The organism is Pseudomonas sp. SCPG-7, assembly GCF_002156405.1.
Classification (GTDB): Bacteria; Pseudomonadota; Gammaproteobacteria; order Pseudomonadales; family Pseudomonadaceae; genus Aquipseudomonas; species Aquipseudomonas parakoreensis.
In genome coordinates, this window is record NZ_MVOO01000004.1 from 19,770 (window position 1) to 45,584 (window position 25,815).

Below are 25,815 nucleotides of genomic sequence, written 5' to 3' on the forward strand. Positions count from 1 at the left end.
TGACATGAGCAACACACGTATTGCCTTTATCGGTGCCGGCAACATGGCCGCCAGTCTGATCGGCGGCCTGCGCGCCAAGGGTCTGCAAGCCAGCCACATCCGCGCCAGCGATCCGGGTGAAGAAACCCGCCAACGCGTCAGCGCCGAACACGGCATCGAAACCTTCGCTGACAACGCGCAGGCCATCGACGGTGTCGACGTGATCGTGCTGGCGGTCAAGCCACAGGCGATGAAAGCCGTGTGCGAAGCCATCCGTCCAAGCCTGAAACCGCAGCAACTGGTGGTATCGATCGCCGCCGGCATCACCTGCGCGAGCATGACTGCGTGGCTCGGCGAGCAGCCGATCGTGCGCTGCATGCCGAACACCCCGGCGCTGCTGCGTCAGGGCGTCAGCGGTTTGTACGCCACCAGCGAAGTGACTGCCGAACAGCGTCAGCAGGCTGAAGAGCTGCTGTCCGCCGTGGGCATTGCGCTGTGGCTGGACGAAGAGCAGCAACTCGATGCCGTGACCGCCGTCTCCGGCTCCGGCCCGGCGTACTTCTTCCTGCTGATCGAAGCGATGACCGCTGCCGGCGTCAAACTCGGCCTGCCAAAAGAAATCGCCGAGCAACTGACCCTGCAAACGGCGCTGGGCGCCGCGCACATGGCGGTATCCAGCGATGTCGACGCTGCCGAACTACGCCGTCGCGTGACGTCGCCAAATGGCACCACAGAGGCCGCGATCAAATCATTCCAGGCTAATGGCTTCGAAGCCCTGGTGGAAAAAGCACTCGGCGCCGCCGCGCACCGCTCGGCCGAAATGGCCGAACAACTGGGCAAATAAGGAGCCTTACATGATTGGATTGAACACCGCAGCGGTTTACGTGCTGCAAACCCTCGGCAGCCTGTACCTGCTGATCGTGCTGTTGCGCTTCGTCCTGCAACTGGTGCGCGCGAACTTCTACAACCCGCTGTGCCAGTTCGTGGTCAAGGCCACCCAGCCGCTGCTCAAGCCGCTGCGCCGGATCATCCCGAGCCTGTTCGGCCTGGATATGTCATCGCTGGTGCTGGCAATTCTGGTGCAACTGGCCTTGATGGCCCTGACCCTGCTGCTGACCTACGGCACCACCGGTAACCCGCTGCAGCTGTTCATCTGGTCGATCATCGGCGTGACCGCGCTGTTCCTGAAGATCTTCTTCTTCGCCCTTATCATCAGCGTGATCCTGTCGTGGGTCGCCCCAGGCAGCCACAACCCGGGCGCTGAACTGGTCAACCAGATCTGCGAGCCGGCGCTGGCACCGTTCCGCAAGATTCTGCCGAACCTCGGCGGTCTGGACCTGTCGCCGATCTTCGCCTTCCTCGCGCTGAAGCTGATCGACATGCTGGTGATCAACAATCTGGCGGCGATGACGATGATGCCGGAAATCCTGCGCCTGCTGATGTGAGCTGGTTTCGCTGGGACGGGGACGATTTGATCCTCGAATGTCATCTGCAACCGGCAGCCCGCAGCGATGATTTCGCCGGGCTGCACGGTGACCGCCTGAAGATACGCCTGACCGCGCCGCCGGTCGAGGGCAAGGCCAATGCGTATCTGATGGGCTTTCTGGCCAAGGCGTTTGGGGTGTCCAAAAGCCAGGTCAGTTTGCTCAGCGGCGAGCTGAACCGGCAGAAACGGGTGAAGATCTGCTCGCCGAAGAAGCTGCCGGATTTGCCAGGGTTGTTTGGGCGCTTGTCTTGAGTTTTGCGGCGTCTGTACCCCTCACCCCAGCCCTCTCCCCCTGGAGAGGGAGCCGATCCAGGGTGTTTTCAGAAACTGAGTTCAGCCCGGATAGATCAGGTCGGTGTAGCTCAAAAGAACACCTCGGTCGGTCCCCTCTACCTCTGGGAGAGGGCTAGGGTGAGGGCCGCTTGCCGCTAACCCCCCCGGTCTTTAGACTTACGCCTCATTTCAACGAGAGCAGGGTCGATGCCAGCTGCCTTTCCCCCCGATTCTGTTGGTCTGGTGACGCCGCAAACGGCGCACTTCAGTGAACCTCTGGCTCTGGCCTGTGGCCGTTCGCTGCCTGCCTACGACCTGATCTACGAAACCTACGGCACGCTGAACGCACAGGCGAGCAACGCCGTGCTGATCTGCCACGCCTTGTCTGGTCATCATCACGCTGCCGGCTATCACAGCGCCGACGACCGCAAGCCCGGTTGGTGGGACAGCTGCATCGGCCCGGGCAAACCGATCGACACCAATAAGTTCTTCGTGGTCAGCCTGAACAATCTGGGCGGCTGCAACGGTTCCACCGGCCCGAGCAGTATCAATCCGGAAACCGGCAAGCCATTTGGCGCCGACTTCCCGGTGCTCACCGTAGAAGACTGGGTGCACAGCCAGGCGCGTCTGGCCGACCGGCTCGGCATTCGTCAGTTCGCCGCCGTGATCGGTGGCAGCCTCGGCGGCATGCAGGCCTTGCAGTGGACCATCACCTACCCGGATCGCGTGCGTCACTGCCTGGCTATCGCCTCGGCGCCCAAGCTGTCGGCGCAGAACATCGCCTTCAACGAAGTCGCGCGTCAGGCGATCCTCACCGACCCGGAGTTCCACGGTGGTTCGTTCCAGGAACAAGGGGTGATCCCCAAGCGCGGGCTGATGCTGGCGCGCATGGTCGGGCACATCACCTACCTGTCCGACGACTCGATGGGCGAGAAATTCGGTCGCGGCCTGAAGAGTGAAAAGCTCAACTACGACTTCCACAGCGTCGAGTTCCAGGTCGAGAGCTATCTGCGCTATCAGGGCGAAGAGTTCTCCGGGCGCTTCGATGCCAACACCTACCTGTTGATGACCAAGGCGCTGGACTACTTCGATCCGGCGGCGAACTTCGACGATAACCTGGCAAAAACTTTCGAAAACGCCACCGCCAAGTTCTGCGTGATGTCATTCACCACCGACTGGCGCTTCTCCCCGGCCCGCTCGCGAGAACTGGTGGACGCGCTGATGGCGGCACGCAAAGACGTGAGCTATCTGGAAATCGATGCACCCCAGGGCCACGACGCCTTCCTGATTCCGATTCCGCGCTATTTGCAGGCGTTCGGCAATTACATGAACCGAATTACGGTGTGAACAAGCCATGAGAGCTGATCTGGAAATCATCCAGGAATGGATCCCCGCCGGCAGCCGCGTGCTCGACCTCGGCTGCGGCGACGGCGAACTGCTGACCTGGCTGCGCGACAACAAGAATGTCACCGGTTATGGCCTGGAAAACGACGCCGACAACATCGCCGAATGCGTGGCCAAGGGTATCAACGTCATCGAGCAGGACCTGGACAAGGGCCTGGGCAACTTCGCCAGCAACAGTTTCGACATCGTCGTCATGACTCAGGCCCTGCAAGCCGTGCATTACCCGGACAAGATCCTCGACGAAATGCTGCGGGTCGGTCGTCAGTGCATCATCACCTTCCCCAACTTCGGGCACTGGCGCTGCCGCTGGTACCTGGCAAGCAAGGGCCGGATGCCGGTGTCGGAATTTCTGCCGTACACCTGGTACAACACGCCGAACATTCACTTCTGCACCTTCGAAGACTTTGAAGAACTTTGTCGCGAACGTGATGCGAAGGTCATTGATCGGCTTGCCGTGGATCAACAGCACCGCCACGGGTGGGCCAGTAAGCTATGGCCTAATCTGTTAGGTGAGATTGGTATCTACCGCGTCAGCAGCCCGGTGCTTGCAGATCATCGGGTCGCGGTCTGAACCACGACATTTCGAGGAGAACGATCATGGGTCGCTTGATTACTGTGCTATTGGCCGCCTGCCTGAGTCTGTCGGCGGTGGCCGCCGATGCCATCAAGGGCGAACGCAAGGAAGTGTTCGGTGACGTTACCGTGCATTACAACACCTTCAACTCGACCTTCCTGACACCCGAGATTGCCAAGGCAGCCGAGCTGATCCGCAGCAAGAACCAGGGCGTGATCAACGTCTCGGTGATCAAGGACGGCAAACCGCTGATCGCCAACGTCACTGGCACGATCAAAGACCTGACCAGCCAGAGCGTGACCCTGAACTTCCGCCAGGTCACCGAACAAGGCGCGATCTACTACATCGCGCAGTACCCGGTGGAGCAGCAGGAAACCCGCACCTTTGAAATCAAGGTGCAGAACGGCGACAAGATCAACACCATCAACTTCAACCAAGAACTCTTTCCCGGCGAATGATGAACCTCACGCAACTCGTACTGGCCAGCCATAACGCCGGCAAACTCAAGGAACTCCAGGCCATGCTCGGCGATTCGGTGCAACTGCGCTCGATCGGCGAATGGAGCAAGGTCGAACCGGAAGAAACCGGTCTGTCGTTCGTCGAGAACGCGATCCTCAAGGCGCGCAATGCCGCGCGCATCTCCGGGCTGCCGGCACTGGCTGATGACTCGGGTCTGGCGGTGGATTTCCTTGGCGGCGCGCCGGGCATCTACTCGGCGCGCTATGCCGACGGCAAGGGTGATGCGGCGAACAACGCCAAACTGCTCGACGCGCTTAAAGACGTGCCGCAAGCCGAGCGCGGTGCGCAGTTCGTCTGCGTGCTGGCACTGGTGCGGCATGCCGATGATCCGCTGCCGATCCTCTGCGAAGGCCTGTGGCACGGGCGCATCCTGAGCGCCGCCAGCGGCGAGCACGGTTTCGGCTACGACCCGCTGTTCTGGGTGCCGGAGCGTGACGTGTCCAGCGCCGAACTGAGCCCGGCCGACAAGAATCAGATCAGCCACCGCGCCCGTGCAATGGATCTGCTGCGCCAGCGTCTGGGTTTGAAATGACCGACAACCCCTCCGCGTCGTCGCTGATCATCGGCGGCGCCGCCTCTTCGCCTCGGGCGCCGCTGCCGACGCTGCCGCCTCTGGCGCTGTACATCCACATCCCGTGGTGTGTACGCAAATGCCCGTATTGCGATTTCAACTCGCACACCGCCAGCCCGGTGCTGCCGGAACAGGAATACGTCGACGCGTTGCTGGCTGACCTGGATCAGGACCTGCACGCGGTGTATGGCCGTGAAATCAGCTCGATCTTCTTCGGTGGCGGTACGCCGAGTCTGTTCAGCGCCGAAGCGCTCGGGCGCTTGCTAAAAGGCGTCGAGCAGCGCATCCCGTTTGCGCATGACATCGAAATCACCCTGGAGGCCAATCCAGGCACCTTCGAGCAAGAGAAGTTCGTCGCGTACCGCAAGCTGGGGATCAATCGCCTGTCGATCGGCATCCAGAGCTTCCAGCAGCAGAAACTCGAAGCCCTCGGACGTATCCACAACGGCGACGAAGCGGTGCGCGCGGCAGGTATGGCGCGTCAGGCCGGGTTCGATAACTTCAACCTCGACTTGATGCACGGCCTGCCCGATCAGTCGCTGGACGATGCCTTGAGCGACCTGCGTCAGGCCATCGAACTGAAACCGACGCACATCTCCTGGTATCAGCTGACACTGGAGCCGAACACGGTGTTCTGGAACCAGCCGCCGGTGCTGCCGGAAGACGATACGCTGTGGGACATTCAGGAGGCCGGACAAGCGCTGCTGGCCGCGCACGGTTACGCGCAATACGAAGTCTCGGCCTATGCCCAGCCCGGGCGGCCGGCGCGGCACAACCTCAATTACTGGAGTTTCGGCGACTTCATCGGCATCGGCGCCGGCGCCCACGGCAAGCTCAGCCATCCGGACGGGCGCATCGTGCGCACCTGGAAGACACGCCTGCCAAAGGACTATCTCAACCCAGCCAAGAGTTTCCAGGCCGGCGAGAAAGCCCTGAGCAATGACGAGATGCCGTTCGAGTTCCTGATGAACGCCCTGCGCCTGACTGCCGGGGTGGAATCACGCCTGTATCCCGAACGCACCGGCCTGCCGCTGGAAAGCCTCGCAGAAGGCCGGGCAGCGGCAGAACAAAGTGGCCTGTTGCAGGTCGAACCGTCACGTCTGGCGGCCACCGAGCGCGGACAGTTGTTCCTCAACGACTTGCTGCAACAATTTCTGAACTGATTTCAGCCCCAAGGGAAAACGCATGGATTTGATACTCGATCTGCTCGCCACCGTGTCCCGCTGGAGCCGCAGCAACCTCTCGGAAATCGCCCTGGCGCTGGTGGGCTGCCTGCTGGTGCTGTTCGGCGCCGACTTCAAAGGCTGGGTCGAACAACGCCTGGGCAGCATCGCCGGCGCCCTGCGCGTACCACTGATGGCCCTGCTCTGCGTGATCGGCAGCGGCGCCGCCCTGATCTACGCCACGCCGTGGGTAGTCAAGGGCCTGAGCCAGTTCAACAACTACAGCCTGGCGCCGGTGTTGCTGGTGGTGCTGGTGCTGATCGGCGTCGTCGCTGACCGCCGCTGATCTTTCAGTACCCCCAAAACAACTGTAGGAGCTGCGGCACGCTGCGATCTTTTGATCTTCAAATCAAGATCAAAAGATCGCAGCGTGCCGCAGCTCCTACATTCGATTGCGCCAAGAGACAGGGAAGTTCATGAGCAAAAAACTGTTGGACGAGACAAGCAAATTTCTCAGCTTCGTATTGCGCCACGAACCTCAGGCGATCGGTCTGGTGCTGGATTCTGAAGGCTGGGCGAATATCGACGCACTGATCAGCGGCGCTGCGCGTGACGGTCATGAACTGGATCGCGAACTGATTGAAGCGGTCGTGACAAGTAGCGACAAGAAGCGCTTCTCGATTTCCGAGGACGGCCAACTGATTCGTGCGGTTCAGGGCCACTCAACGAAAAGCGTGGATCTGCAGTTCGAGCAGAAACCGCCACCGCAAACGCTGTATCACGGCACAGCAACGCGCTTTCTTGATTCAATCAAAGAACAGGGTCTGATCCCGGGATCACGCCATCACGTGCACCTTTCCCAAGACATCGGCACCGCTTCGACCGTCGGGAAGCGCTATGGCACCGTGGTGATTCTGCAAGTCGCCGCACGGCAGATGGAAGAACAGGGCTTCAAGTTCTTTCAGGCCGAAAACGGCGTCTGGCTGACAGAACAGGTGCCGGCGCGCTTCATCTCTACCCTGTAATTTCTCGAACACCCAAAACAACTGTGGGAACGAGCTTGCTCGCGAAGGCGTAGTGTCAGTCAACTCAGCGTTGAATGATCCATCGCATTCGCGAGCAAGCTCGCTCCCACCGTTTTTATTGCATGTTGCTTAAGCGATTTTCTCGAACTTCAGATCCCACACGCCATGCCCAAGACGTTCGCCGCGGCGTTCGAACTTGGTGATCGGGCGCTCGGCCGGGCGCGGTACGCATTTGCCGTCTTCGGCGAGGTTGCGGTAGCCCGGGGCGACGTTCATCACTTCCAGCATGTACTCGGCGTACGGTTCCCAGTCGGTGGCCATGTGCAGGATGCCGCCGACCTTCAGCTTGCTGCGCACCAGTTCGGCGAAGGACGCCTGAACGATGCGACGCTTGTGGTGACGGCTCTTGTGCCACGGGTCAGGGAAGAACAGCATCAGGCGATCGAGGCTGTTGTCGGCGATGCAGCGGTTGAGCACTTCGATCGCGTCGCAATCGTAGACCCGCAGGTTGGTCAGGCCCTGAGTCAGCACGCCATTGAGCAGCGCGCCAACACCCGGACGGTGCACTTCCACACCGATAAAGTCCTGATCCGGTGCCGCCGCGGCCATTTCCAGCAGCGAGTGGCCCATGCCGAAACCGATCTCCAGCGAGCGCGGTGCCGAACGGCCGAACACCTGATCGTAATCCACCGGCGCGTCGGCCAGCGGCAGCACGTACAGCGGCGCGCCCTGGTCCAGACCACGTTGCTGGCCTTCGGTCATGCGCCCGGCGCGCATCACGAAGCTCTTGATGCGGCGGTGTTGGCGCTCGTCGCCCTCTTCCGTCTGGATAGGCGTGTCGTTCGATTCAGTCATCAATGGCTCTTACTTGATCAGACCATCCAGCGGCGAAGAGGCGCTGGCATAGAGTTTTTTCGGCATGCGGCCGGCGAGGTAGGCCAGACGGCCCGCGACGATCGCGTGTTGCATGGCTTGGGCCATCATCACCGGTTGCTGGGCGTGGGCGATGGCCGAGTTCATCAGCACGGCGTCACAGCCCAGTTCCATGGCGATGGTGGCGTCGGAGGCGGTACCGACACCGGCATCCACCAGCACCGGAATTTTCGCTTCTTCGAGGATGATCTGCAGGTTGTACGGGTTGCAGATCCCCAGACCGGAACCGATCAGACCGGCCAGCGGCATGACCGCGATGCAGCCGATTTCCGCCAGTTGCCGGGCGATGATCGGGTCATCACTGGTGTAAACCATCACGTCGAAGCCTTCCTTGACCAGCGTTTCCGCGGCCTTGAGGGTTTCGATCACGTTGGGGAACAGGGTTTTCTGGTCGGCCAGCACCTCCAGCTTCACCAGGTTGTGGCCGTCGAGCAGCTCACGGGCCAGGCGGCAGGTGCGCACGGCCTCGATAGCGTCGTAGCAACCGGCGGTGTTCGGCAGGAAGGTGTAGCGATCCGGCGACAGCACTTCGAGCAGGTTCGGCTCGCCTTCGATCTGGCCGAGGTTGGTACGGCGCACGGCGAAGGTGACGATCTCGGCACCCGAGGCTTCGATGGCCTGACGGGTTTCTTCCATGTCACGGTACTTGCCGGTACCGACCAGCAAACGCGACTGGTAAGTACGACCGGCCAGAACAAAAGGCTTGTCGCTGCGAACGATGCTCATGGGGAATCCTCTTTAGGGGTGAGGGTCTTGCAGAATTCTGTGCCCTTGCGGGCCGGGCGACTAGCCGCCGCCGATGGCGTGCACCACTTCAACATGGTCGCCGTCATTGAGAACGGTGTCGGCATGCTGACTGCGCGGGACGATATCCAGATTGAGTTCAACTGCCACCCGCCGACCGGTCAGGTCCATACGGGCAATCAGGGCCGCAACGGTTTCACCGTCGGGCAGTTCAAGGGATTCGCCGTTCAACTGAATGCGCATGCGCCAGGCCGCCATCATTTTTAGGGGGTGGCATTCTAGCCCGATCATGACCTAAAGGTCAGCACCAAGCGTCAAGCGGTTTACTGCAGGCGCCAGGCGGCAAGCCCAAGGCACAGCCAGCCGACCAGAAACGCCAGCCCGCCGAATGGGGTGATGATGCCGAGCTTGCTGATGCCGGTGGTAGTCAGCACATACAGACTGCCGGAGAACAGCAGGATACCGAGGGTGAACGATGCCCCCGCCCAAGCGACGAGACGCCCCTGAATCTGCGAGGCCAACAGTGCAACACCAAACAACGCCAAAGCGTGCACCAGCTGATAGGTCACGCCAGTGTGGAAAATCGCCAGATACTCGGGGGTCAGGCGGTTTTTCAGGCCATGAGCGGCGAAGGCGCCCAGGCCCACACCGGTAAAACCAAAGAAAGCGGCCAGCATCAGAAAGCCACGCAGCATGTGGAACTCCAGTCAGACTCGTTCGGCAGGGTCTGTATAATGGCCCGCTCCATCGGTTCGGCCAAGCCATCTCTATGCTGCGTTCACTTTTGCGTCGTCTCACGAAGGCCCTGCTCTGGTTCGCGGGCGGCAGTGTATTGCTGGTGTTGCTGTTTCGCTTCGTGCCGCCGCCGGGCACGGCGCTGATGGTCGAGCGCAAGGTTGAATCCTGGGTCGACAGCGAGCCGATTGACCTGCAGCGCACCTGGAAACCGTGGGACGAGATCTCCGACGATCTGAAGGTCGCGGTCATGGCCGGCGAAGATCAGAAGTTTCCCGAGCACTGGGGTTTTGACTTCGGCGCGATCCAGGCCGCATTGGCCCACAACGAACTCGGCGGTTCGATTCGCGGCGCCAGCACCCTGAGCCAGCAAGTGTCGAAGAACCTGTTCCTGTGGTCGGGGCGCAGCTATCTGCGCAAAGGCCTGGAGGCCTGGTTTACTGCACTGATTGAAGTGTTCTGGCCCAAGCAGCGGATTCTTGAGGTTTATCTGAACAGCGTCGAGTGGGATGACGGGGTGTTTGGTGCTGAAGCGGCGGCGCGCCATCACTTCGGCGTCAGCGCCAAGTCACTGTCGCGGCAGCAGGCCCGTTATCTGGCGGCGGTGCTGCCTAACCCGCGCGTGTGGAGCGCCAGCCATCCGACGGCTTATGTATCGCGCCGGGCCGGGTGGATTCGGCAGCAGATGAGCCAGTTGGGCGGAACCAGTTATTTGCTGGGGCTGGATGATTCGCGTCGGGCGCCTTGGGCGCGATAGCCCTCACTGTTCTTATAGACACTGAAAATTCCTGTGGGAGCGGGCTTGCCCGCGATAGCGGTAGTTCAGCCACCATCTACATGAATGACCCGACGCCATCGCTGGCAAGCCAGCTCCCACAGGGATTAATGCCGCCCTGACATATGCGCATAAAAAACGCCCCGATCATCGCTGATCGGGGCGTTTTTGTTTGCCTGAGCGCCGGTTATGCGGCGATCGACAACTTGAGCTTGTTCATCGCGCTCTTCTCGAGCTGACGGATCCGCTCGGCCGATACGTTGTACTTCTGCGCCAGGTCGTGCAGCGTGGCTTTCTCTTCTGCCAGCCAGCGCTGGTAGAGGATGTCGCGGCTACGCTCGTCCAGCACTTCCAGCGCTTCGTGCAGGTTGTGGTTGGAGTTGTCGCTCCAGTCGGCATCTTCCAGTTGACGCGCCGGGTCGTACCGGTGGTCTTCCAGGTAGTTGGCCGGCGACTGGAAAGCACTGTCGTCATCGGCCTCTGCAGCCGGGTCGAAAGCCATGTCATGGCCGGTCAGGCGACTTTCCATCTCGCGCACTTCACGCGGTTCGACGCCGAGGCTTTCCGCCACACGGTGGACTTCCTCGTTGTTCAGCCACGCCAGACGCTTCTTCTGGCTGCGCAGGTTGAAGAACAGCTTGCGCTGGGCCTTGGTGGTCGCGACTTTCACAATGCGCCAGTTGCGCAGGATGAACTCGTGAATTTCCGCCTTGATCCAGTGCACGGCGAACGACACCAGACGCACACCCATTTCCGGGTTGAAGCGCTTTACAGCCTTCATCAGACCGACGTTGCCTTCCTGGATCAGGTCAGCCTGAGCCAGACCGTAGCCGGAATAGCTACGGGCGATGTGTACGACAAATCGCAGGTGGGCGAGCACCATCTGCCGAGCCGCCCCAAGATCCTGCTCATAGTAGAGACTCTCGGCCAGTTCACGCTCCTGCTCCGGCGTCAGCAATGGAATGCTGTTGACGGTGTGCACATAGGCTTCCAGGTTCGCACCCGGAACCAACGCGTACGCAGGTTGCAAAGAATTGGTCATGCGAAAAAACCTCCCACTTACATACTCGTGCCTCTCGGCACTGCGAAAAATTGACCGGGAATTCAAGTGCAAGTTCCCAAAAAAAACCGCAAGGTCAATCACGCGCAAAAAAGATTCTACTTCGGCGCCAGCTCCCTGAGATGACGTGCGACTGCAATCCATGCACCGATATAACCCAACAGCACCGCGCCAAGCAAGAGCGACAGACCGTCGGCAACTGGCACTCCGGCCAGCGCGAAATCACTGCCGTACAAGCCGGCCAGTCCAACCACCGCGTCGTTCAGCCAGTTCAGGCCGAACGCCAGCACACCCCAGGACAAGACACCCGCACCGAAGCCATACAACGCGCCCATATAAAGGAAGGGACGACGCACATAGCTGTCGGTGCCGCCGACGAGTTTAATCACTTCTATCTCTGTGCGGCGGTTTTCAATATGAAGACGAATGGTATTGCCTATCACCAAAAGTAATGCAGAAACCAACAGCACCGTCAGACCGAAGACAAAACGGTCACCGAGCTTGAGGATCGCTGCCAGACGCTCGACCCAGACTAGATCAAGTTGCGCCTGTTGTACCTTGGGCAGCTCGGAAAGTTTTTGTCTTAATGCTTCCAGGGTCGGCTTGTCGACCTCGTTCGGGGTCACCAGCACCACGCCCGGCAGCGGGTTCTCCGGCAGCTCGCGCAGGGCTTCGCCCAGACCGGACTGCTGCTGGAACTCTTCCAGCGCCTGGTCACGGCCAACATATTCGGCATCAGCGACACCGGGAATACCCTTGATCTGCTCGCGCAACGACTCACCCTGCTCAGGCGTGGCGTCCAGTTGCAGATACAGCGAAATCTGCGCCGCCCGCTGCCACGAACCGCCGAGACGCTCGACGTTGTTGATCAGCAGCGACAGGCCCATCGGCAAGCTCAGCGCCACGGCCATCACCATGCAGGTGAAGAAGCTGCCGATCGGCTGCTTGCCAAGGCGACGCAGGCTGTCGAGCAGGCTGGCGCGGTGACTTTCAATCCACGAACGCAACAGCGTGGAGAAGTCCGGGCCATCGTCATCGTCGTGTTTTTTCTTCTTCGGCGGTTGCGGGTCGGCGGCCTTCGGGGCCACGCGCTCGGAAACCTTCGGACTGCGTGTCGCACTCATACGCCGGCCTCCCCGTCGCCGATCAGTCGGCCGCGTTGCAAGGTCAGCATGCGGTGCCGCATGCGCGCAATCAGGGCCAGGTCGTGACTGGCGATCAGCACGCTGGTGCCCAGCCGGTTGATGTCTTCGAAGACGCCCATGATCTCGGCCGCCAGACGCGGGTCGAGGTTACCGGTCGGTTCGTCCGCCAGCAGCAGCGCCGGACGGTGGACGATGGCGCGGGCGATACCGACGCGCTGTTGCTGACCAGTGGACAGGTCGCCGGGGTACAGATCGGTTTTATCCGACAGCGCCACGCGCTCCAGCGCCGAATCGACGCGCTTGGCGATCTCGGCCTTGGACAGGCCGAGAATCTGCAGCGGCAGCGCGACGTTGTTGAACACCGTGCGATCGAACAGCAACTGGTGATTCTGGAACACCACGCCAATCTGCCGACGCAGGAACGGGATCTGTGCGTTGCTGATGGTGCTCAGATCCTGCCCGGCCAACAGCAATTTGCCGCTGGTCGGACGCTCCATCGCCAGCAACAGGCGCAACAGCGTGGATTTACCGGCACCGGAGTGGCCGGTGACAAACAGAAACTCGCCACGACGGACTCGAAAGCTCAGCTCATGCAAGCCGACGTGACCGTTCGGGTAGCGTTTACCGACCTGTTCGAAACGAATCATGAACGCTCCCGCTCGGCAAACAGTGCCTGGACAAAGGGTTCGGCTTCAAAGGTACGCAGATCGTCGATGCCTTCACCGACGCCGATGTAGCGGATCGGCAGGCCAAACTGCTTGGCCAGGGCGAAAATCACCCCGCCCTTGGCGGTGCCGTCGAGCTTGGTCAGCGCCAGGCCGGTGAGTTCGACGGTCTGGTTGAATTGCTTGGCCTGGTTGATGGCGTTCTGGCCAGTGCCGGCGTCGAGCACCAGCAGCACTTCGTGCGGCGCGTCGGCATCAAGCTTGCCGATCACCCGGCGAACTTTCTTCAGCTCTTCCATCAGGTTGTCTTTGGTATGCAGACGACCGGCGGTGTCGGCGATCAGCACGTCAATGCCACGGGCCTTGGCGGCCTGCACGGCGTCGAAGATCACCGAAGCCGAGTCCGCGCCAGTGTGCTGGGCGATCACCGGGATCTTGTTGCGCTCGCCCCAGACCTGCAGCTGCTCAACGGCAGCAGCGCGGAAGGTGTCACCGGCGGCGAGCATGACTTTCTTGCCTTCCAGCTGCAGCTTCTTCGCAAGCTTGCCGATAGTGGTGGTCTTGCCGGCGCCGTTGACGCCAACCACCAGAATCACGAACGGCTTGTTCTGCGAGGCAATTTTCAGCGGCTGTTCGACCGGTTTGAGCATCGCCGCCAGTTCGGCCTGCAACGACTTGTACAGTGCGTCGGCATCGGCCAGCTCCTTGCGGGCGACCTTCTGAGTCAAGCGCTGGATGATCTGCGTAGTGGCTTCGACACCGACGTCGGCGGTCAGCAGACGCGTTTCCAGCTCATCGAGCAAATCGTCATCAATGGTTTTACGGCCGAGAAACAGGCTGGCCATACCCTCGCCGATGCTGGCGCTGGTTTTCGACAGGCCTTGCTTGAGGCGGGCGAAGAAGCCGACTTTGGTTTCTTCGCTTCGCGGGGCTTCCACTGGCGTTTCAGCAACCACTTCCACCGGCACAACCGGAGCAGCGACGACCGGTGCAGGTGCAGGTGCAGGTGCAGGTGCAGGTGCAGGCTCGGGCTGCTGAACGACCGGCGAAACAGGGGCAACGAACACCGGGGCCGCCGGCTCGGCAACAACCGGCGCAGGCTCGACAACCGGCTCAACCACTGGCGCCGGAGCGACTTCCGAGACGAACGCGGCAGGTGCAGGAATCGGCGGCGTCACATGCGGCGCGGCCTCTTCGACCAAGGCTACCGGCTCTTCCGCCACCGGCAAGGTCAGCCACGGCTCGGCCGCCGGGGTCAGTGGCAGCTCGGCCGCTACCGGGGTTTCAGGCTCGGGCTCGACCGGTTGCAGCACCGGCTCGGCAATCGGCAGCACGATCGGCGCCGGCTCTTCTTCTATAGCAGGCGCTGGCGTCGGAGCCGGTTCAGGAATCGCGGGCGGCTGTTCGACGACGGGTTCCTGCGGTTTCTTACGCAGCCATCCGAACAGGCTTTTCTTCTCGCCAGCCGCAGCTGGGGTCTTCTTGTCGTCGTTGGAACCAAACATGGAGGACGGCTATCTCACGGTAGCGACGCGCCATAAGGGCGCCCCGGCAAATAAATATTCGATGCAGAACAGACTGTGTTTCATCCAGCTTGTTCACGCGCAACATTTTGTCGAGGCGCCAGCGGCACCCCAAAGATTCGTATTAACGAAGGACTAAACCGGCAAAATCGGCGAAAAAGCGAAGTCTAGTCGATAAACCGCAGCTTTCTGCCGCCAACCTATACAACCGCATCAGGCCTGAAAACCTGATAGGCGTGGTCGCCGGTAAAACGGATCAGTATCCTAGCACCCTCTCGCCCGCCGACGCTAAGACCAAGCGGGCAGCCCAACAGGTTAAAAAACGAATGAATGCTCTAGCCCGCCGCGCTGCAGGCCTGCTGCTCAGCACAGTCTGCCTGCCCCTTTCGGCCCTGGCGGCCGACCCGCAACCGACCCACGAATTCACCCTCGACAACGGCCTGAAGGTCGTTGTGCGCGAAGACCATCGCGCGCCGGTGGTGGTGTCGCAGGTCTGGTACAAGGTCGGCTCCAGCTACGAAACTCCGGGCCAGACCGGTCTGTCCCACGCGCTCGAGCACATGATGTTCAAGGGCAGCGAGAAAGTCGGCCCCGGCGAAGCCTCGTTGATCCTGCGCGACTTGGGCGCTGAAGAAAACGCCTTCACCAGCGACGATTTCACCGCCTACTACCAAGTGCTGGCCCGCGACCGTCTGGGCGTGGCCTTCGAACTGGAAGCCGACCGCATGGCCAATCTGCGCCTGCCGGCCGACGAGTTCGCCAAGGAAATCGAAGTCATCAAGGAAGAGCGCCGCCTGCGCACCGACGACAAGCCGATGTCCAAGGCTTACGAGCGTTACAAGGCTATGGCTTACCCGGCCAGCGGCTACCACACACCGACCATCGGCTGGATGGCGGACCTGGACCGGATGAAGGTCGAAGAGCTGCGCCACTGGTATCAGTCCTGGTATGTGCCGAACAACGCCACGCTGGTAGTGGTCGGCGACGTCACCCCCGATGAAGTGAAGACCCTCGCCCAACGCTACTTCGGGCCGATTGCCAAGCGCGACGTGCCACCGGCGAAGAAACCGCTGGAACTGGCCGAGCCGGGTGAGCGCCAGATCACCCTGCATGTGCAGACCCAACTTCCCAGCCTGATGCTCGGCTTCAACGTGCCAAGCATTGCCACTGCTGAGGACAAGCGCTCGGTCAACGCCCTGCGCCTGATCTCGGCGCTGCTCGACGGCGGTTACAGCGGGCGCATCCCGACGCAACTGGAGCGCGGTGAAGAGTTGGTCTCCGGCGGTTCGTCGAGCTACGACGCCTACACCCGGGGCGACAGCCTGTTCACCCTGTCGGCGACGCCGAACACGCAGAAGAACAAGACCATGGCGCAAGCTGAAGCCGGTCTGTGGAAACTGCTGGAACAACTGAAAATCACCGCACCGTCCGCCGAAGAGCTGGAACGCGTGCGGGCACAGGTTATTGCCGGCCTGGTGTTCGAACGTGATTCGATCACCAGCCAGGCCACCGCCATCGGCCAACTGGAAACGGTCGGTCTGTCGTGGAAATTGATGGACACCGAACTTGCCGATCTGGAAAGCGTGACCCCGCAAGACATCCAGAACGCCGCCAAGCTGTATTTCACCCGCGAACGTCTCAGCGTCGCCCATGTCCTGCCACTGGAGACGACTCATGAGTGAGCGCAAATCCCCACGCCTGCTGCTCGGTTTGATCGCCATCGCCGTGATCGGCTCTGCCGCGTTCTATCTGATGCCCGGTGTCAAAACCGACGCCAGCGAAGCGCTGGACAACGCCAAGACCAGCCAGAAGCTGCAATCGCTGGCCGAACTCGACGGCAAGGCCCCGGCCAGCCGCAAGCTCGACGTGCAGACTTGGAACACCGCCGGAGGCGCCAAGGTACTGTTCGTCGAAGCCCATGAGCTGCCGATGTTCGATATGCGCCTGATCTTCGCCGCCGGCAGCAGTCAGGACGGCAATGCGCCGGGCCTGGCAGTCCTGACCAATGCCATGCTCAACGAAGGTGTGGCCGGCAAGGACGTCGGCGCCATTGCCCAGGGCTTCGAAAGCCTCGGCGCGGATTTCGGCAACGGCGCCTACAAGGACATGGCGCTGGCTTCGCTGCGCAGTCTGAGCGCCGCCGACAAGCGCGAGCCGGCGCTGAAGCTGTTCTCCGAAGTGGTGGGCAAACCGACCTTTCCGGCCGACTCCTTCGCACGCATCAAGAATCAGATGCTCGCCGGTTTCGAGTACCAGAAACAGAACCCCGGCAAACTCGCCAGCCTTGAGCTGATGAAACGTTTGTACGGCGACCACCCTTACGCGCATTCCAGCGACGGCAACCCGCAGAGCGTGCCGAAGATCACTCTGGCGCAACTGCGTGAGTTCCACGCCAAGGCCTACGCGGCGGGCAACGTGGTGATCGCGCTGGTCGGTGACCTGTCGCGCGCCGAGGCGGAGGCGATTGCCAATCAGGTCTCCGGCGCCCTGCCGAAAGGCCCGGCGCTGGCGAAAATCGCCCAGCCGCAGGAACCGAAGGCCAGCGTCAATCACATCGAGTTCCCGTCCAAGCAAACCAACCTGCTGCTCGCGCAACTGGGCATCGACCGTGACGACCCGGATTACGCGGCGCTGTCGATGGGCAACCAGATCCTCGGTGGTGGCGGTTTCGGCACCCGGCTGATGAGCGAAGTGCGCGAGAAGCGCGGCCTGACTTACGGCGTGTATTCCGGGTTCAGCCCGATGCAGGCTCGCGGCCCGTTCATGATCAACCTGCAGACCCGTGCGGAAATGAGCGAAGGCACGCTGAAACTGGTGCAGGACGTGCTCGCCGATTACCTGAAAACCGGCCCGACCCAGAAAGAACTCGACGACGCCAAACGCGAACTGGCCGGCAGCTTCCCGCTGTCCACCGCAAGCAACGCCGATATCGTCGGCCAACTGGGCGCCATGGGCTTCTATAATCTGCCGCTGAGCTATCTGGATGACTTCATGCGGCAGTCCCAGAGCCTGACTGTCGAGCAGGTCAAAGACGCGATGAACAAACACCTGAGCACGGACAGACTGGTCATCGTCAGCGCTGGCCCGACCGTGCCGCAAAAGCCGTTACCGGCCCCATCTGATAAACCTGCCGAGCAACCGCTCGGGGTTCCGGAGCATTAATGGCTACTCGTCCTAAAAAACCTGCGCAGAACGTCCACAACGGTGTGAACCAGCTGCGCATCATCGGCGGCGAATGGCGCAGCCGCAAACTGAGTTTCCCCGATGCGCCGGGGCTGCGCCCGACGCCGGACCGCGTGCGCGAAACCCTGTTTAACTGGCTCGCGCCGTATGTGGCCGGGGCCAAGGTGCTGGACCCGTTCGCCGGCAGCGGCGCACTGTTTCTTGAAGCACTGTCGCGTGGCGCGGCCATGGGCCAGGCGCTGGATGCCAGCCACGTAGCGGTGTCGAGCCTGAAGGAACACCTCGGCACCCTGCGCTGCACCAACGGCCAGGTGCAGACCGCCGACGCGCTGCGTTATCTGGAGACCCAGGTCGCCACGCCGTTCGATCTGGTATTTCTCGATCCGCCGTTCAACCAGAACCTGTTGCCAGCGGTCTGCACCTTGCTGGAAGAACGCCAATGGCTGGCGCCGGATTCGTGGATCTACACTGAAAGCGAGACCGCGCCTTCGACGCTGGGCCTGCCGGGCAACTGGCGCCTGCACCGCGAGCAGAAATCCGGGCGGGTGTACTACGCGTTGTGGCAACGTATGGCCGTTAACTGAACATATTGAAAAACCCTGTGGCGAGGGAGCTTGCTCCCGCTGGACTGCGCAGCAGTCCCCAAAAAGGGCCGCTTCGCGCCCCAGCGGGAGCAAGCTCCCTCGCCACAAAAGGTGTGTGTCCTCTGGAAACTGAACGCTTCACCCCCGCCTTCGGCCTCGGCAACCCGCACCTGCAAACCTTGTGGGGGCCGCTGTGGCGCAAAACCGTCCACCTTGATCGCGAGCGTGAACGCCTGTGGCTGGATGACGGCGACTTCCTCGACCTCGACTGGCATGGCCCGCACAGCGCCGAGGCGCCGCTGGTGCTGGTGCTGCATGGGCTGACCGGTTCTTCAAATTCGCCTTACGTCGCCGGGATCCAGGCCGCGCTCGCCGCCCAAGGCTGGGCCAGTGTCGCGCTGAACTGGCGCGGCTGTTCCGGCGAGCCCAACCTGCTGCCGCGCAGTTACCATTCCGGTGCCAGCGAAGACCTCGCCGAAGCCATCAAACACTTGCGCGCCAAGCGCCCGCTGGCGCCGCTGTATGCGGTTGGTTATTCGTTGGGGGGCAATGTGTTGCTCAAGCATCTGGGCGAGACCGGCAGCGACAGCGGCGTGCTCGGTGCGGTGGCCGTGTCGGTGCCGTTTCGGCTTGATCAGTGTGCCGACCGCATTGGCCAGGGTTTCTCCAAGGTCTATCAAGCACACTTCATGCGCGAGATGGTCGCCTACATCAAGAACAAGCAGCGCCAGTTCCAGCATGACGGGCGTGAGGATGGCCTGGCAGCCCTGGCGGCGCTCGGTTCGCTGGAGAACATGCGCACCTTCTGGGACTTCGACGGCCGGGTCACCGCGCCGCTGCACGGTTTCACCGATGCCGAGGATTACTATCGACGGGCGTCGAGTCGTTACTTTCTCGGTGAAATCCGCACCCCGACCCTGATCATTCAGGCGGCTGACGACCCGTTCGTGTTTCCGCACAGTTTGCCGACTGCCGAGGAGCTGTCCGCCAGCACCCAGTTCGAATTGCAGGCCAAGGGCGGGCACGTCGGCTTTGTCGATGGCACGTTCCGCCAGCCCGGCTATTACCTGGAACGGCGCATTCCGCAATGGCTGGCCCGTGTGACGTCGTGAGCGATCAGGGCGAGTCGATCCGCTTCTGGCAAACCGCGCCGCTGGCCGGGGTCGAGTTGCTGTCGGCGCGCTACATCGAGCATCGCTTCGCCCCGCACGTCCACGACGGTTATGTGATCGGCATGATCATGGCCGGTGCCCAGCGTTATCGCTATCGCGGCGCCGAACACCTGGCCGGCAGCGGCACGCTGGTGCTGATCAATCCGGACGAATTGCACACCGGGCACAAGGGCACTGAGGATGGCTGGCTGTACCGGGCGTTTTATCCCGATACCGGACAGATCGTGTCCTTGCTCGAAGAACTGGAACTGCCCTGCGCGCCGATGCCGGCGTTTGGCGCGACGCTGTACCGCGACCCGGATCTGGTCAACGGCTTCTGTCAGTTGCACCGCTTGCTGGAAAGCCCCGCCACCGCACTGCAACAGCAGACGGTGTGGCGCGAAATGATGATGCTGCTGTTGCAGCGGCATGCAGCGGTGCAGATCAACGGCAGCCCGGGCAAGGAACATCGCGCGGTGGTGATGGCCAAGGAGCTGCTGCACGCGCAACTGGCGGCGCCGCCATCGCTGGAAGAACTGGCGGCTGCGGTGAATCTGTCGCCCTTCCACTTCGCCCGTGTCTTCCGCCGCGCCACCGGCATGCCGCCGCACACCTGGCTGATGCAGCAGCGCATCGCCACGGCCCGGGGTTTATTGCAGAGTGGTTGCCTGCCGGTGGAAGTCGCCATGCAGTTGGGTTTTGCCGACCAGAGTCATCTGAGCCGGCAGTTCAAGCAGGTTTACGGGGTTGGGCCGGCGGCGTATCGCAGTGCCCGCGTGGAACGCTAAAAGATCGCAGCCTGCGGCAGCTCCTACAGGGAAATACATTCCAATGCAGGAGCTGCCGAAGGCTGCGATCTTTTGATTTTATTCGCCTGTGGCAATGCCCCGAGCAGGCTCGTTGATCCATTCACTCCACGACCCGGCATACAACGAACCCAGCGGATACCCCGCCAGGCACAACGCAAACAGGTTGTGACACGCCGTCACCCCGGAACCGCAATAAGCGACCAGGTCCGTCGGCGAACGCTCGCCGAGTTTCGCCGCAAAACGCTGCTTGAGCTGCTCCGCTGGCAGGAAGCGCCCGTCGCTGCCGAGGTTCTCGGTAAACGCCGCGCATTGCGCCCCTGGAATGTGCCCGGCAATCGGATCGATCGGCTCCACCTCACCCTTGAAGCGCGGCAAGGCCCGGGCATCGAGCAATGTCAGCGACGGCTGCGCAAGGCGCTTGTGCAATTGCTCGGCGCTCAGCAGCAGTTTCATGTCTGGCTGACCACTGAAGTTGCCCCGGCTGACCGACGGCGCATCCAGGCTCAGCGGCAAACCCGCCGCGTGCCAGGCCTTGAGCCCCCCGTCGAGAATGAACACGCCATCGCGCTTGCCCAGCCACACCAGCAACCACCAGGCCCGGGCCGCATAGGCACCGGGGCCGTCGTCGTACAAAACCACGTCGCTGTCGGCATTGATGCCCCACGCCTGCAGACGCTCGATCAACGCCGCCGGCTCGGGCAACGGGTGACGTCCGGTCACGCCTTTGACCACTTTGCCACTGAGGTCGCGTTCAAGGTCGGCGAAGCGGGCGCCGGCGATGTGCCCTTCGGCATAGCTGCGCTGCCCGTAGTCCGGGTCTTCGAGGGCAAAACGACAATCGAGAATCACCAGCCCCGGCTGCTCCTTGCGGGCATCCAGTGCGGTCGGGCTGAGCAGTTGCGCAATCGGCATGACGGACTCCTGTGAGCGACTTCGAAATGGGTTACCGCCCTTCCTCGAGGGCCTGGGCCAGCGGTACGTAGAACTCGTCGAACAAGGCATTCACCTCTTCGCGGGCCTGATCGGTGACGAATCCGGCTTCCAGCACCAACACCTGATACACGCCACGCTTGATGGCCTGCTCGCTGAGGTGGTTGGAGTTTTCCCGGGTGGTGCACAGAAAGCGCACCCACGAGGTGAGGATGATCCAGGCATTGATCGTCAGGGATTCGATCTGCACCCGGTCCATCTTGAGAATGCCCGCGGCGACAAAGCCCTCGTAGATCGCCATGCCCTGGATCACGCAGCGCTGGGAAAAACGCCGGTAGCGCGCGGCCAGATCCGGGTCACTGTCGAGCAGGTGTTCCAGATCCCGATGCAGAAAGCGGTAGCCCCACATCGCCGACAGCAGCTCCTTGAGGTAATAGCGTTTGTCTTCGACGGTGGCGGCACGCCCCTGCGGCGGGCGCAGAAAGCTGTCGACCAAACTTTCGTACTCACTGAACAGCACGGCGATGATCGCCTGCTTGTTGGGGAAGTGGTAGTACAGATTGCCCGGAGAAATCTCCATGTGCGCGGCAATGTGATTGGTGCTGATGCTGCGCTCGCCCTGCTGATTGAACAGTTCGAGGCTGTTCTGCACGATGCGCTCGCTGGTTTTTATTCGTGGGGCCATGGCTTGAGCTTTAATTCAGAGTGCGGTGAGGGGCATCTTACGACTTAACCGGAATTGGATAAAACAAAGCTGTGTCGGGAAGTCATTTGACTTTCTAGAGCATAGACTCTAAAAAGTCCTCACTACAATAAATCCGGAGCCGACGATGACTGCCGACATTGCTTATCTGCAAACGCTGCAACAGCCCCTGGAAGAGCTGGATCGGCTGTTCGCGGCACAGCGCGCCGCCTACACAGCCAACCCGATGCCACCGGCGGCCCAGCGTCAGCAATGGCTCAAAGCGTTGCGCGACTTGCTCAGCAATGAGCGCCAGGCCTTGATCGACGCCATCAGCGCAGATTTCAGTCATCGCAGCGCCGATGAAACCCTGCTTGCCGAGCTGATGCCCAGCCTGCACGGTATCCATTACGCCAGCCGCCACCTCAAGGGCTGGATGAAGTCGTCGCGACGCAAAGTCGGCATGGCCTTTCAGCCGGCATCAGCGAAAGTCGTGTACCAGCCGCTCGGCGTGGTCGGTATCATCGTCCCGTGGAACTACCCGTTGTATCTGGCCATCGGCCCATTGGTCGGTGCGCTCGCGGCGGGCAACCGGGTGATGCTCAAACTCAGCGAATCGACTCCGGCCACCGGCCAGTTGCTCAAAACTCTGCTGGGACGAATTTTCCCCGAAGACCTGGTCTGCGTAGTGCTCGGCGAGGCCGATATCGGCGTGGCGTTCTCCCGTCTGCGCTTTGATCACTTGCTGTTCACCGGCGCCACCAGCATCGGCAAGCATGTGATGCGCGCGGCGGCGGAAAACCTGACCCCGGTAACACTCGAACTGGGCGGCAAGTCCCCGGCCATTGTCTCCCAAGACGTACCGCTCAAGGACGCCGCCGAACGCATCGCCTTCGGTAAAACCCTCAACGCCGGCCAGACCTGCGTCGCGCCCGATTATGTGCTGGTGCCGCAAGACCGTGTCGGCGCGTTCGTCGAAGCCTATCGCCAGGTAGTGAACAATTTCTATCCGACCCTCGCCGACAACCCGGACTACACCGCGATCATCAACGAGCGCCAACTGGCCCGGCTCAACAGTTATGTCAGCGACGCCACCAGCAAGGGCGCGCTGCTGATTCCGCTGTTCGAACAAGGCCAGGGCCGGCGCATGCCGCACAGCCTGCTGCTGAACGTCACCGACGAGATGACCGTGATGCAGGACGAAATCTTCGGCCCGCTGCTGCCGATCGTGCCGTATCAGGATCTCGATCAGGCGTTTGCCTACATCAATCAGCGCCCGCGTCCTCTGGCGCTTTACTACTTCGGCTACGACAAACGCGAACAGAACCGCGTGCTGCACGAAACCCACTCCGGCGGCGTGTGCCTGAACGACACCTTGCTGCACGTAGCGCAGGACGACATGCCATTCGGCGGCATCGGCCCGTCGGGCATGGGCCACTATCACGGCCACGAAGGCTTCCTGACTTTCAGCAAGGCCAAGGGCGTACTGATCAAACAGCGCTTCAACGCCGCGAAGTTGATCTATCCGCCGTACGGCAAATCGATCCAGAAACTGATCCAGACGCTGTTCATCCGCTAATCGTCGTCACCGCCGGGTAATAACAACAATGCACCCAAGCCTGACCGAAACACCTGCCCTGTCGCGCCGTGGCCTGCTGAAATTCAGCCTCGGTGCCACTGCGTTCCTCGCCACCGCTGGCCTTGGCGCCAGCCTCAGTGGTTGTTCATCGAGTGTCGCGGCCAATGGTTTCGCCACCTTGCGTGACGGCGACCTGCTGTTTCTGCGCGCACTGATTCCAGTGATGCTCGAAGGCGCCGTGGCCACCGAGAAAATGCCCGGTGCGGTGGATGCCACTCTGAAGTCGCTGGACTTCAGCCTCGATCACCTGTCGCCGGAGATGCTCAAACTCACCCGACAACTGTTCGACGTGCTCGGCATGGCCGTCACCCGCGGGCCGCTCACCGGCATCTGGGGCAGTTGGGAAAACGCCAGCCCCGAGGCGATGCGTCACTTCCTCGACCGTTGGCAGAACAGTTCATTGAGCCTGCTGCGCATGGGCCACAGTTCTTTGCAGCAGATGGTGATGATGGCCTGGTACACCCGCGCCGAGTCCTGGGCGCATTGCGGTTACCCCGGCCCGCCCACGGTCTGAAATCGAGTCGCGCCGTTCGCGAGCAAGCTCGCTCCCACAAGGGAATGCATTTCAATGTGTGAGCGGGCTTGCTCGCGAAGGCGCCAGTCGGCACACCAGCGTACCCAGAATAATAAAGAGAACCTGATCAATGCCCGTACCCGACCCGTTCCGCGAAGGCCTTGCCCGTGGCTGGAAAACCTACAACGGCGCACAACTGACCGACGACCTGACGCTGCAAACCGACGTGGCCATCATCGGCAGCGGTGCCGGAGGCGGCACCACGGCGGAAATCCTCAGCGCCGCCGGTTACAAAGTGCTGCTGATCGAAGAAGGCCCGCTCAAGACCAGTTCCGACTTCAAAATGCTTGAAGACCAGGCCTACAGCAGCCTCTATCAGGAAGGCATCGGCCGCATGAGCAAGGACGGCGCGATCACCATTCTGCAGGGTCGTGCGGTGGGCGGCACCACGCTGATCAACTGGACGTCGAGCTTCCGCACGCCCGAGCCGACCCTCGAACACTGGGCCAGGGAACACAACGTCAAAGGCCACAGCCCGGCCGAGATGGCGCCGTGGTTCGAGAAAATGGAACAGCGCCTCGGCGTCGCGCCATGGAGGGTCCCGCCCAATGCCAATAACGACGTGATCCGCAAGGGCTGCGAGCAACTCGGCTACAGCTGGCACGTGATCCCACGCAACGTCCGTGGCTGCTGGAACCTTGGCTATTGCGGCATGGGCTGCCCGACCAATGCCAAGCAGTCGATGATGGTCACGACCATTCCGGCGACCCTGGAAAAGGGCGGCGAGCTGCTGTACCTGGCCCGCGCGGAAAAACTGTTGATCAGCGGCGACAAAATCACCGGCCTGCAATGCGTGGCGATGGACGAGCGCTGCGTCGCGCCGACCGGACGCAAAATCACGGTCAAGGCCCGGCATTACGTGCTGGCCGGCGGCGGCATCAACAGCCCGGCCCTGCTCTTGCGTTCAGACGCGCCGGACCCGCATCAGCGCCTCGGCAAACGCACCTTTTTGCATCTGGTTAACATGTCTGCGGGGCGCTTCGACGAGGTGATCAATCCGTTCTACGGCGCGCCGCAGTCGATTTACTCGGATCATTTCCAGTGGAAAGACGGCACCAGCGGGCCGATGGGCTACAAACTCGAAGTGCCGCCGCTACAACCAGCGTTGGCCGCGACGCTGCTCGGCGGTTTCGGTACGCAGAACGCCGAACACATGGCTGATCTGCCGCGCACCCACGCGATGCTGGCGCTGCTGCGCGACGGTTTCCATCCGGACAGCCCCGGCGGCAGTGTCGAATTGCGCGGCGACGGCTCACCAGTGCTCGACTATCAAGTCTCGCCTTACGCCTGGGAGGGCTTGCGTCGCGCGTTTCACAGCATGGCCGAGATCCAGTTCGCCGGCGGCGCGAAAGCGGTAATGCCGATGCACGCCGATGCGCGCTACGTAAACACCCTGGCCGAGGCGCGCAAATTGATCGACGGTCTGAGCCTTGAGCTTTACCGCACGCGACTGGGCAGTGCCCACGTGATGGGCGGTTGCGCAATGGGTGAAGACCCGAAAAACGCGGTTACCGACAGCCTTGGCCGGCATCATCAACTGAGCAATCTTTCGGTTCACGACGGCTCGCTGTTCCCCACCAGCATTGGCGCCAACCCGCAATTGTCGGTGTATGGACTGACTGCACAACTGGCGACATCCCTCGCCGATCGGCTGAGAAATCCGTGAAAAAAACGGTTTATCGCGTCGTC

29 protein-coding genes are annotated in these 25,815 nt (G+C 61.7%); 19 read left to right on the plus strand and 10 right to left on the minus strand.

All coding sequences use genetic code 11. The features are described 5' to 3' along the window. The first annotated feature begins 4 nt into the window (after positions 1–4). The 10 genes from proC to B1722_RS09470 all read left to right on the plus strand — a co-directional run bounded on the left by proC (position 5) and on the right by B1722_RS09470 (position 6,994). The gene (proC, locus tag B1722_RS09425) at positions 5–823 is read left to right on the plus strand and encodes a pyrroline-5-carboxylate reductase (RefSeq protein ID WP_027610579.1); all 819 of its coding nucleotides are present in this window, start codon (positions 5–7) and stop codon (positions 821–823) included. A gap of 10 nt (positions 824–833) precedes the next feature. After that, a complete protein-coding gene (locus tag B1722_RS09430; RefSeq protein ID WP_041063533.1) occupies positions 834–1,424 on the plus strand; it encodes a YggT family protein in 591 nt (196 codons plus the stop codon). Next, on the plus strand, positions 1,421–1,717 hold the full coding sequence (locus tag B1722_RS09435; RefSeq protein WP_086792259.1) for a DUF167 domain-containing protein: 297 nt from the start codon (positions 1,421–1,423) through the stop codon (positions 1,715–1,717). Before B1722_RS09430 ends, B1722_RS09435 begins: the two co-directional genes overlap by 4 nt. Positions 1,718–1,945: 228 nt before the next feature. Continuing rightward, positions 1,946–3,085 (plus strand): homoserine O-acetyltransferase, encoded by a 1,140-nt coding sequence (locus B1722_RS09440; RefSeq protein WP_086792261.1) that lies wholly within the window; start codon positions 1,946–1,948, stop codon positions 3,083–3,085. 7 nt (positions 3,086–3,092) lie between these two features. Next, the gene (gene metW / locus B1722_RS09445; protein ID WP_003229126.1) at positions 3,093–3,713 is read left to right on the plus strand and encodes a methionine biosynthesis protein MetW; all 621 of its coding nucleotides are present in this window, start codon (positions 3,093–3,095) and stop codon (positions 3,711–3,713) included. Between the two features lie 26 nt (positions 3,714–3,739). After that, positions 3,740–4,174, plus strand: a complete 435-nt coding sequence (locus B1722_RS09450) for a DUF4426 domain-containing protein (protein ID WP_086792263.1) — start codon at positions 3,740–3,742, stop codon at positions 4,172–4,174. Continuing rightward, entirely contained in the window at positions 4,171–4,767 is a 597-nt protein-coding gene (gene rdgB, locus B1722_RS09455; RefSeq protein ID WP_086792265.1) for an RdgB/HAM1 family non-canonical purine NTP pyrophosphatase, read from the plus strand. The genes B1722_RS09450 and rdgB overlap by 4 nt, the downstream gene beginning before the upstream one ends. Continuing rightward, entirely contained in the window at positions 4,764–5,969 is a 1,206-nt protein-coding gene (hemW, locus tag B1722_RS09460; protein ID WP_086792267.1) for a radical SAM family heme chaperone HemW, read from the plus strand. Before rdgB ends, hemW begins: the two co-directional genes overlap by 4 nt. 22 nt (positions 5,970–5,991) lie before the next feature. Continuing rightward, on the plus strand, positions 5,992–6,315 hold the full coding sequence (locus B1722_RS09465; RefSeq protein WP_003229134.1) for a DUF3392 domain-containing protein: 324 nt from the start codon (positions 5,992–5,994) through the stop codon (positions 6,313–6,315). 130 nt (positions 6,316–6,445) lie between these two features. Next, complete coding sequence (locus tag B1722_RS09470) at positions 6,446–6,994, plus strand: RNA 2'-phosphotransferase (RefSeq protein WP_041063550.1); 549 nt, start codon at positions 6,446–6,448, stop codon at positions 6,992–6,994. A gap of 129 nt (positions 6,995–7,123) precedes the next feature. Here the strand turns inward: B1722_RS09470 and trmB are convergent, their stop codons facing one another. The 4 genes from trmB to B1722_RS09490 all read right to left on the minus strand — a co-directional run bounded on the left by trmB (position 7,124) and on the right by B1722_RS09490 (position 9,366). Continuing rightward, positions 7,124–7,849, minus strand: coding sequence for a tRNA (guanosine(46)-N7)-methyltransferase TrmB (gene trmB / locus B1722_RS09475; protein ID WP_027610572.1), 726 nt, complete (start codon positions 7,847–7,849; stop codon positions 7,124–7,126). Positions 7,850–7,858: 9 nt separating this feature from the next. Continuing rightward, positions 7,859–8,653: a thiazole synthase gene (locus B1722_RS09480; RefSeq protein WP_007964131.1), complete on the minus strand. Its 795-nt coding sequence runs from the start codon at positions 8,651–8,653 to the stop codon at positions 7,859–7,861. Between the two features lie 60 nt (positions 8,654–8,713). Then, entirely contained in the window at positions 8,714–8,914 is a 201-nt protein-coding gene (gene thiS, locus B1722_RS09485; protein WP_161794890.1) for a sulfur carrier protein ThiS, read from the minus strand. Positions 8,915–8,994: 80 nt separating this feature from the next. Beyond that, a complete protein-coding gene (locus B1722_RS09490; RefSeq protein WP_041063556.1) occupies positions 8,995–9,366 on the minus strand; it encodes a DUF423 domain-containing protein in 372 nt (123 codons plus the stop codon). 74 nt (positions 9,367–9,440) lie between these two features. Here B1722_RS09490 and mtgA point away from each other — a divergent pair, with 74 nt between their 5' ends. Next, on the plus strand, positions 9,441–10,163 hold the full coding sequence (gene mtgA, locus B1722_RS09495) for a monofunctional biosynthetic peptidoglycan transglycosylase (RefSeq protein ID WP_086792269.1): 723 nt from the start codon (positions 9,441–9,443) through the stop codon (positions 10,161–10,163). A gap of 205 nt (positions 10,164–10,368) precedes the next feature. Here mtgA and rpoH read toward each other — a convergent pair whose 3' ends face one another. The 4 genes from rpoH to ftsY all read right to left on the minus strand — a co-directional run bounded on the left by rpoH (position 10,369) and on the right by ftsY (position 14,556). Continuing rightward, positions 10,369–11,223, minus strand: a complete 855-nt coding sequence (gene rpoH / locus B1722_RS09500) for an RNA polymerase sigma factor RpoH (protein ID WP_003229146.1) — start codon at positions 11,221–11,223, stop codon at positions 10,369–10,371. A 116-nt stretch (positions 11,224–11,339) separates the two neighbouring features. Further along, positions 11,340–12,365 (minus strand): permease-like cell division protein FtsX, encoded by a 1,026-nt coding sequence (gene ftsX / locus B1722_RS09505; RefSeq protein WP_086792271.1) that lies wholly within the window; start codon positions 12,363–12,365, stop codon positions 11,340–11,342. Continuing rightward, positions 12,362–13,033, minus strand: coding sequence for a cell division ATP-binding protein FtsE (gene ftsE / locus B1722_RS09510; protein WP_003229148.1), 672 nt, complete (start codon positions 13,031–13,033; stop codon positions 12,362–12,364). The genes ftsX and ftsE overlap by 4 nt, the downstream gene beginning before the upstream one ends. Next, positions 13,030–14,556: a signal recognition particle-docking protein FtsY gene (gene ftsY, locus B1722_RS09515; RefSeq protein WP_086792273.1), complete on the minus strand. Its 1,527-nt coding sequence runs from the start codon at positions 14,554–14,556 to the stop codon at positions 13,030–13,032. The genes ftsE and ftsY overlap by 4 nt, the downstream gene beginning before the upstream one ends. A gap of 344 nt (positions 14,557–14,900) precedes the next feature. On the opposite strand from ftsY, the gene B1722_RS09520 reads away from it, so the two are divergent. The 5 genes from B1722_RS09520 (at position 14,901) to B1722_RS09540 (ending at position 20,280) form a co-directional block, all read left to right on the plus strand. Then, on the plus strand, positions 14,901–16,256 hold the full coding sequence (locus tag B1722_RS09520) for a pitrilysin family protein (RefSeq protein ID WP_086792274.1): 1,356 nt from the start codon (positions 14,901–14,903) through the stop codon (positions 16,254–16,256). Beyond that, on the plus strand, positions 16,249–17,736 hold the full coding sequence (locus B1722_RS09525; RefSeq protein WP_041063572.1) for a pitrilysin family protein: 1,488 nt from the start codon (positions 16,249–16,251) through the stop codon (positions 17,734–17,736). Before B1722_RS09520 ends, B1722_RS09525 begins: the two co-directional genes overlap by 8 nt. Further along, complete coding sequence (rsmD, locus tag B1722_RS09530; protein ID WP_041063575.1) at positions 17,736–18,341, plus strand: 16S rRNA (guanine(966)-N(2))-methyltransferase RsmD; 606 nt, start codon at positions 17,736–17,738, stop codon at positions 18,339–18,341. The genes B1722_RS09525 and rsmD overlap by 1 nt, the downstream gene beginning before the upstream one ends. Before the next feature lie 113 nt (positions 18,342–18,454). Next, the gene (locus B1722_RS09535; protein ID WP_086792276.1) at positions 18,455–19,453 is read left to right on the plus strand and encodes a hydrolase; all 999 of its coding nucleotides are present in this window, start codon (positions 18,455–18,457) and stop codon (positions 19,451–19,453) included. Beyond that, on the plus strand, positions 19,429–20,280 hold the full coding sequence (locus B1722_RS09540; RefSeq protein ID WP_174377000.1) for an AraC family transcriptional regulator: 852 nt from the start codon (positions 19,429–19,431) through the stop codon (positions 20,278–20,280). The genes B1722_RS09535 and B1722_RS09540 overlap by 25 nt, the downstream gene beginning before the upstream one ends. Positions 20,281–20,358: 78 nt before the next feature. Here B1722_RS09540 and B1722_RS09545 read toward each other — a convergent pair whose 3' ends face one another. After that, positions 20,359–21,213, minus strand: a complete 855-nt coding sequence (locus B1722_RS09545) for a sulfurtransferase (protein ID WP_086792278.1) — start codon at positions 21,211–21,213, stop codon at positions 20,359–20,361. Positions 21,214–21,244: 31 nt separating this feature from the next. Further along, the gene (locus B1722_RS09550) at positions 21,245–21,916 is read right to left on the minus strand and encodes a TetR/AcrR family transcriptional regulator (RefSeq protein ID WP_007964152.1); all 672 of its coding nucleotides are present in this window, start codon (positions 21,914–21,916) and stop codon (positions 21,245–21,247) included. 145 nt (positions 21,917–22,061) lie between these two features. On the opposite strand from B1722_RS09550, the gene B1722_RS09555 reads away from it, so the two are divergent. The 3 genes from B1722_RS09555 (at position 22,062) to B1722_RS09565 (ending at position 25,792) form a co-directional block, all read left to right on the plus strand. Next, positions 22,062–23,492, plus strand: coding sequence for a coniferyl aldehyde dehydrogenase (locus tag B1722_RS09555; RefSeq protein WP_041063582.1), 1,431 nt, complete (start codon positions 22,062–22,064; stop codon positions 23,490–23,492). Between the two features lie 28 nt (positions 23,493–23,520). Further along, the gene (locus B1722_RS09560) at positions 23,521–24,066 is read left to right on the plus strand and encodes a twin-arginine translocation pathway signal protein (protein ID WP_086792280.1); all 546 of its coding nucleotides are present in this window, start codon (positions 23,521–23,523) and stop codon (positions 24,064–24,066) included. A 130-nt stretch (positions 24,067–24,196) separates the two neighbouring features. Beyond that, a complete protein-coding gene (locus tag B1722_RS09565; protein ID WP_041063588.1) occupies positions 24,197–25,792 on the plus strand; it encodes a GMC family oxidoreductase in 1,596 nt (531 codons plus the stop codon). The last annotated feature ends 23 nt before the right edge of the window (positions 25,793–25,815 follow it).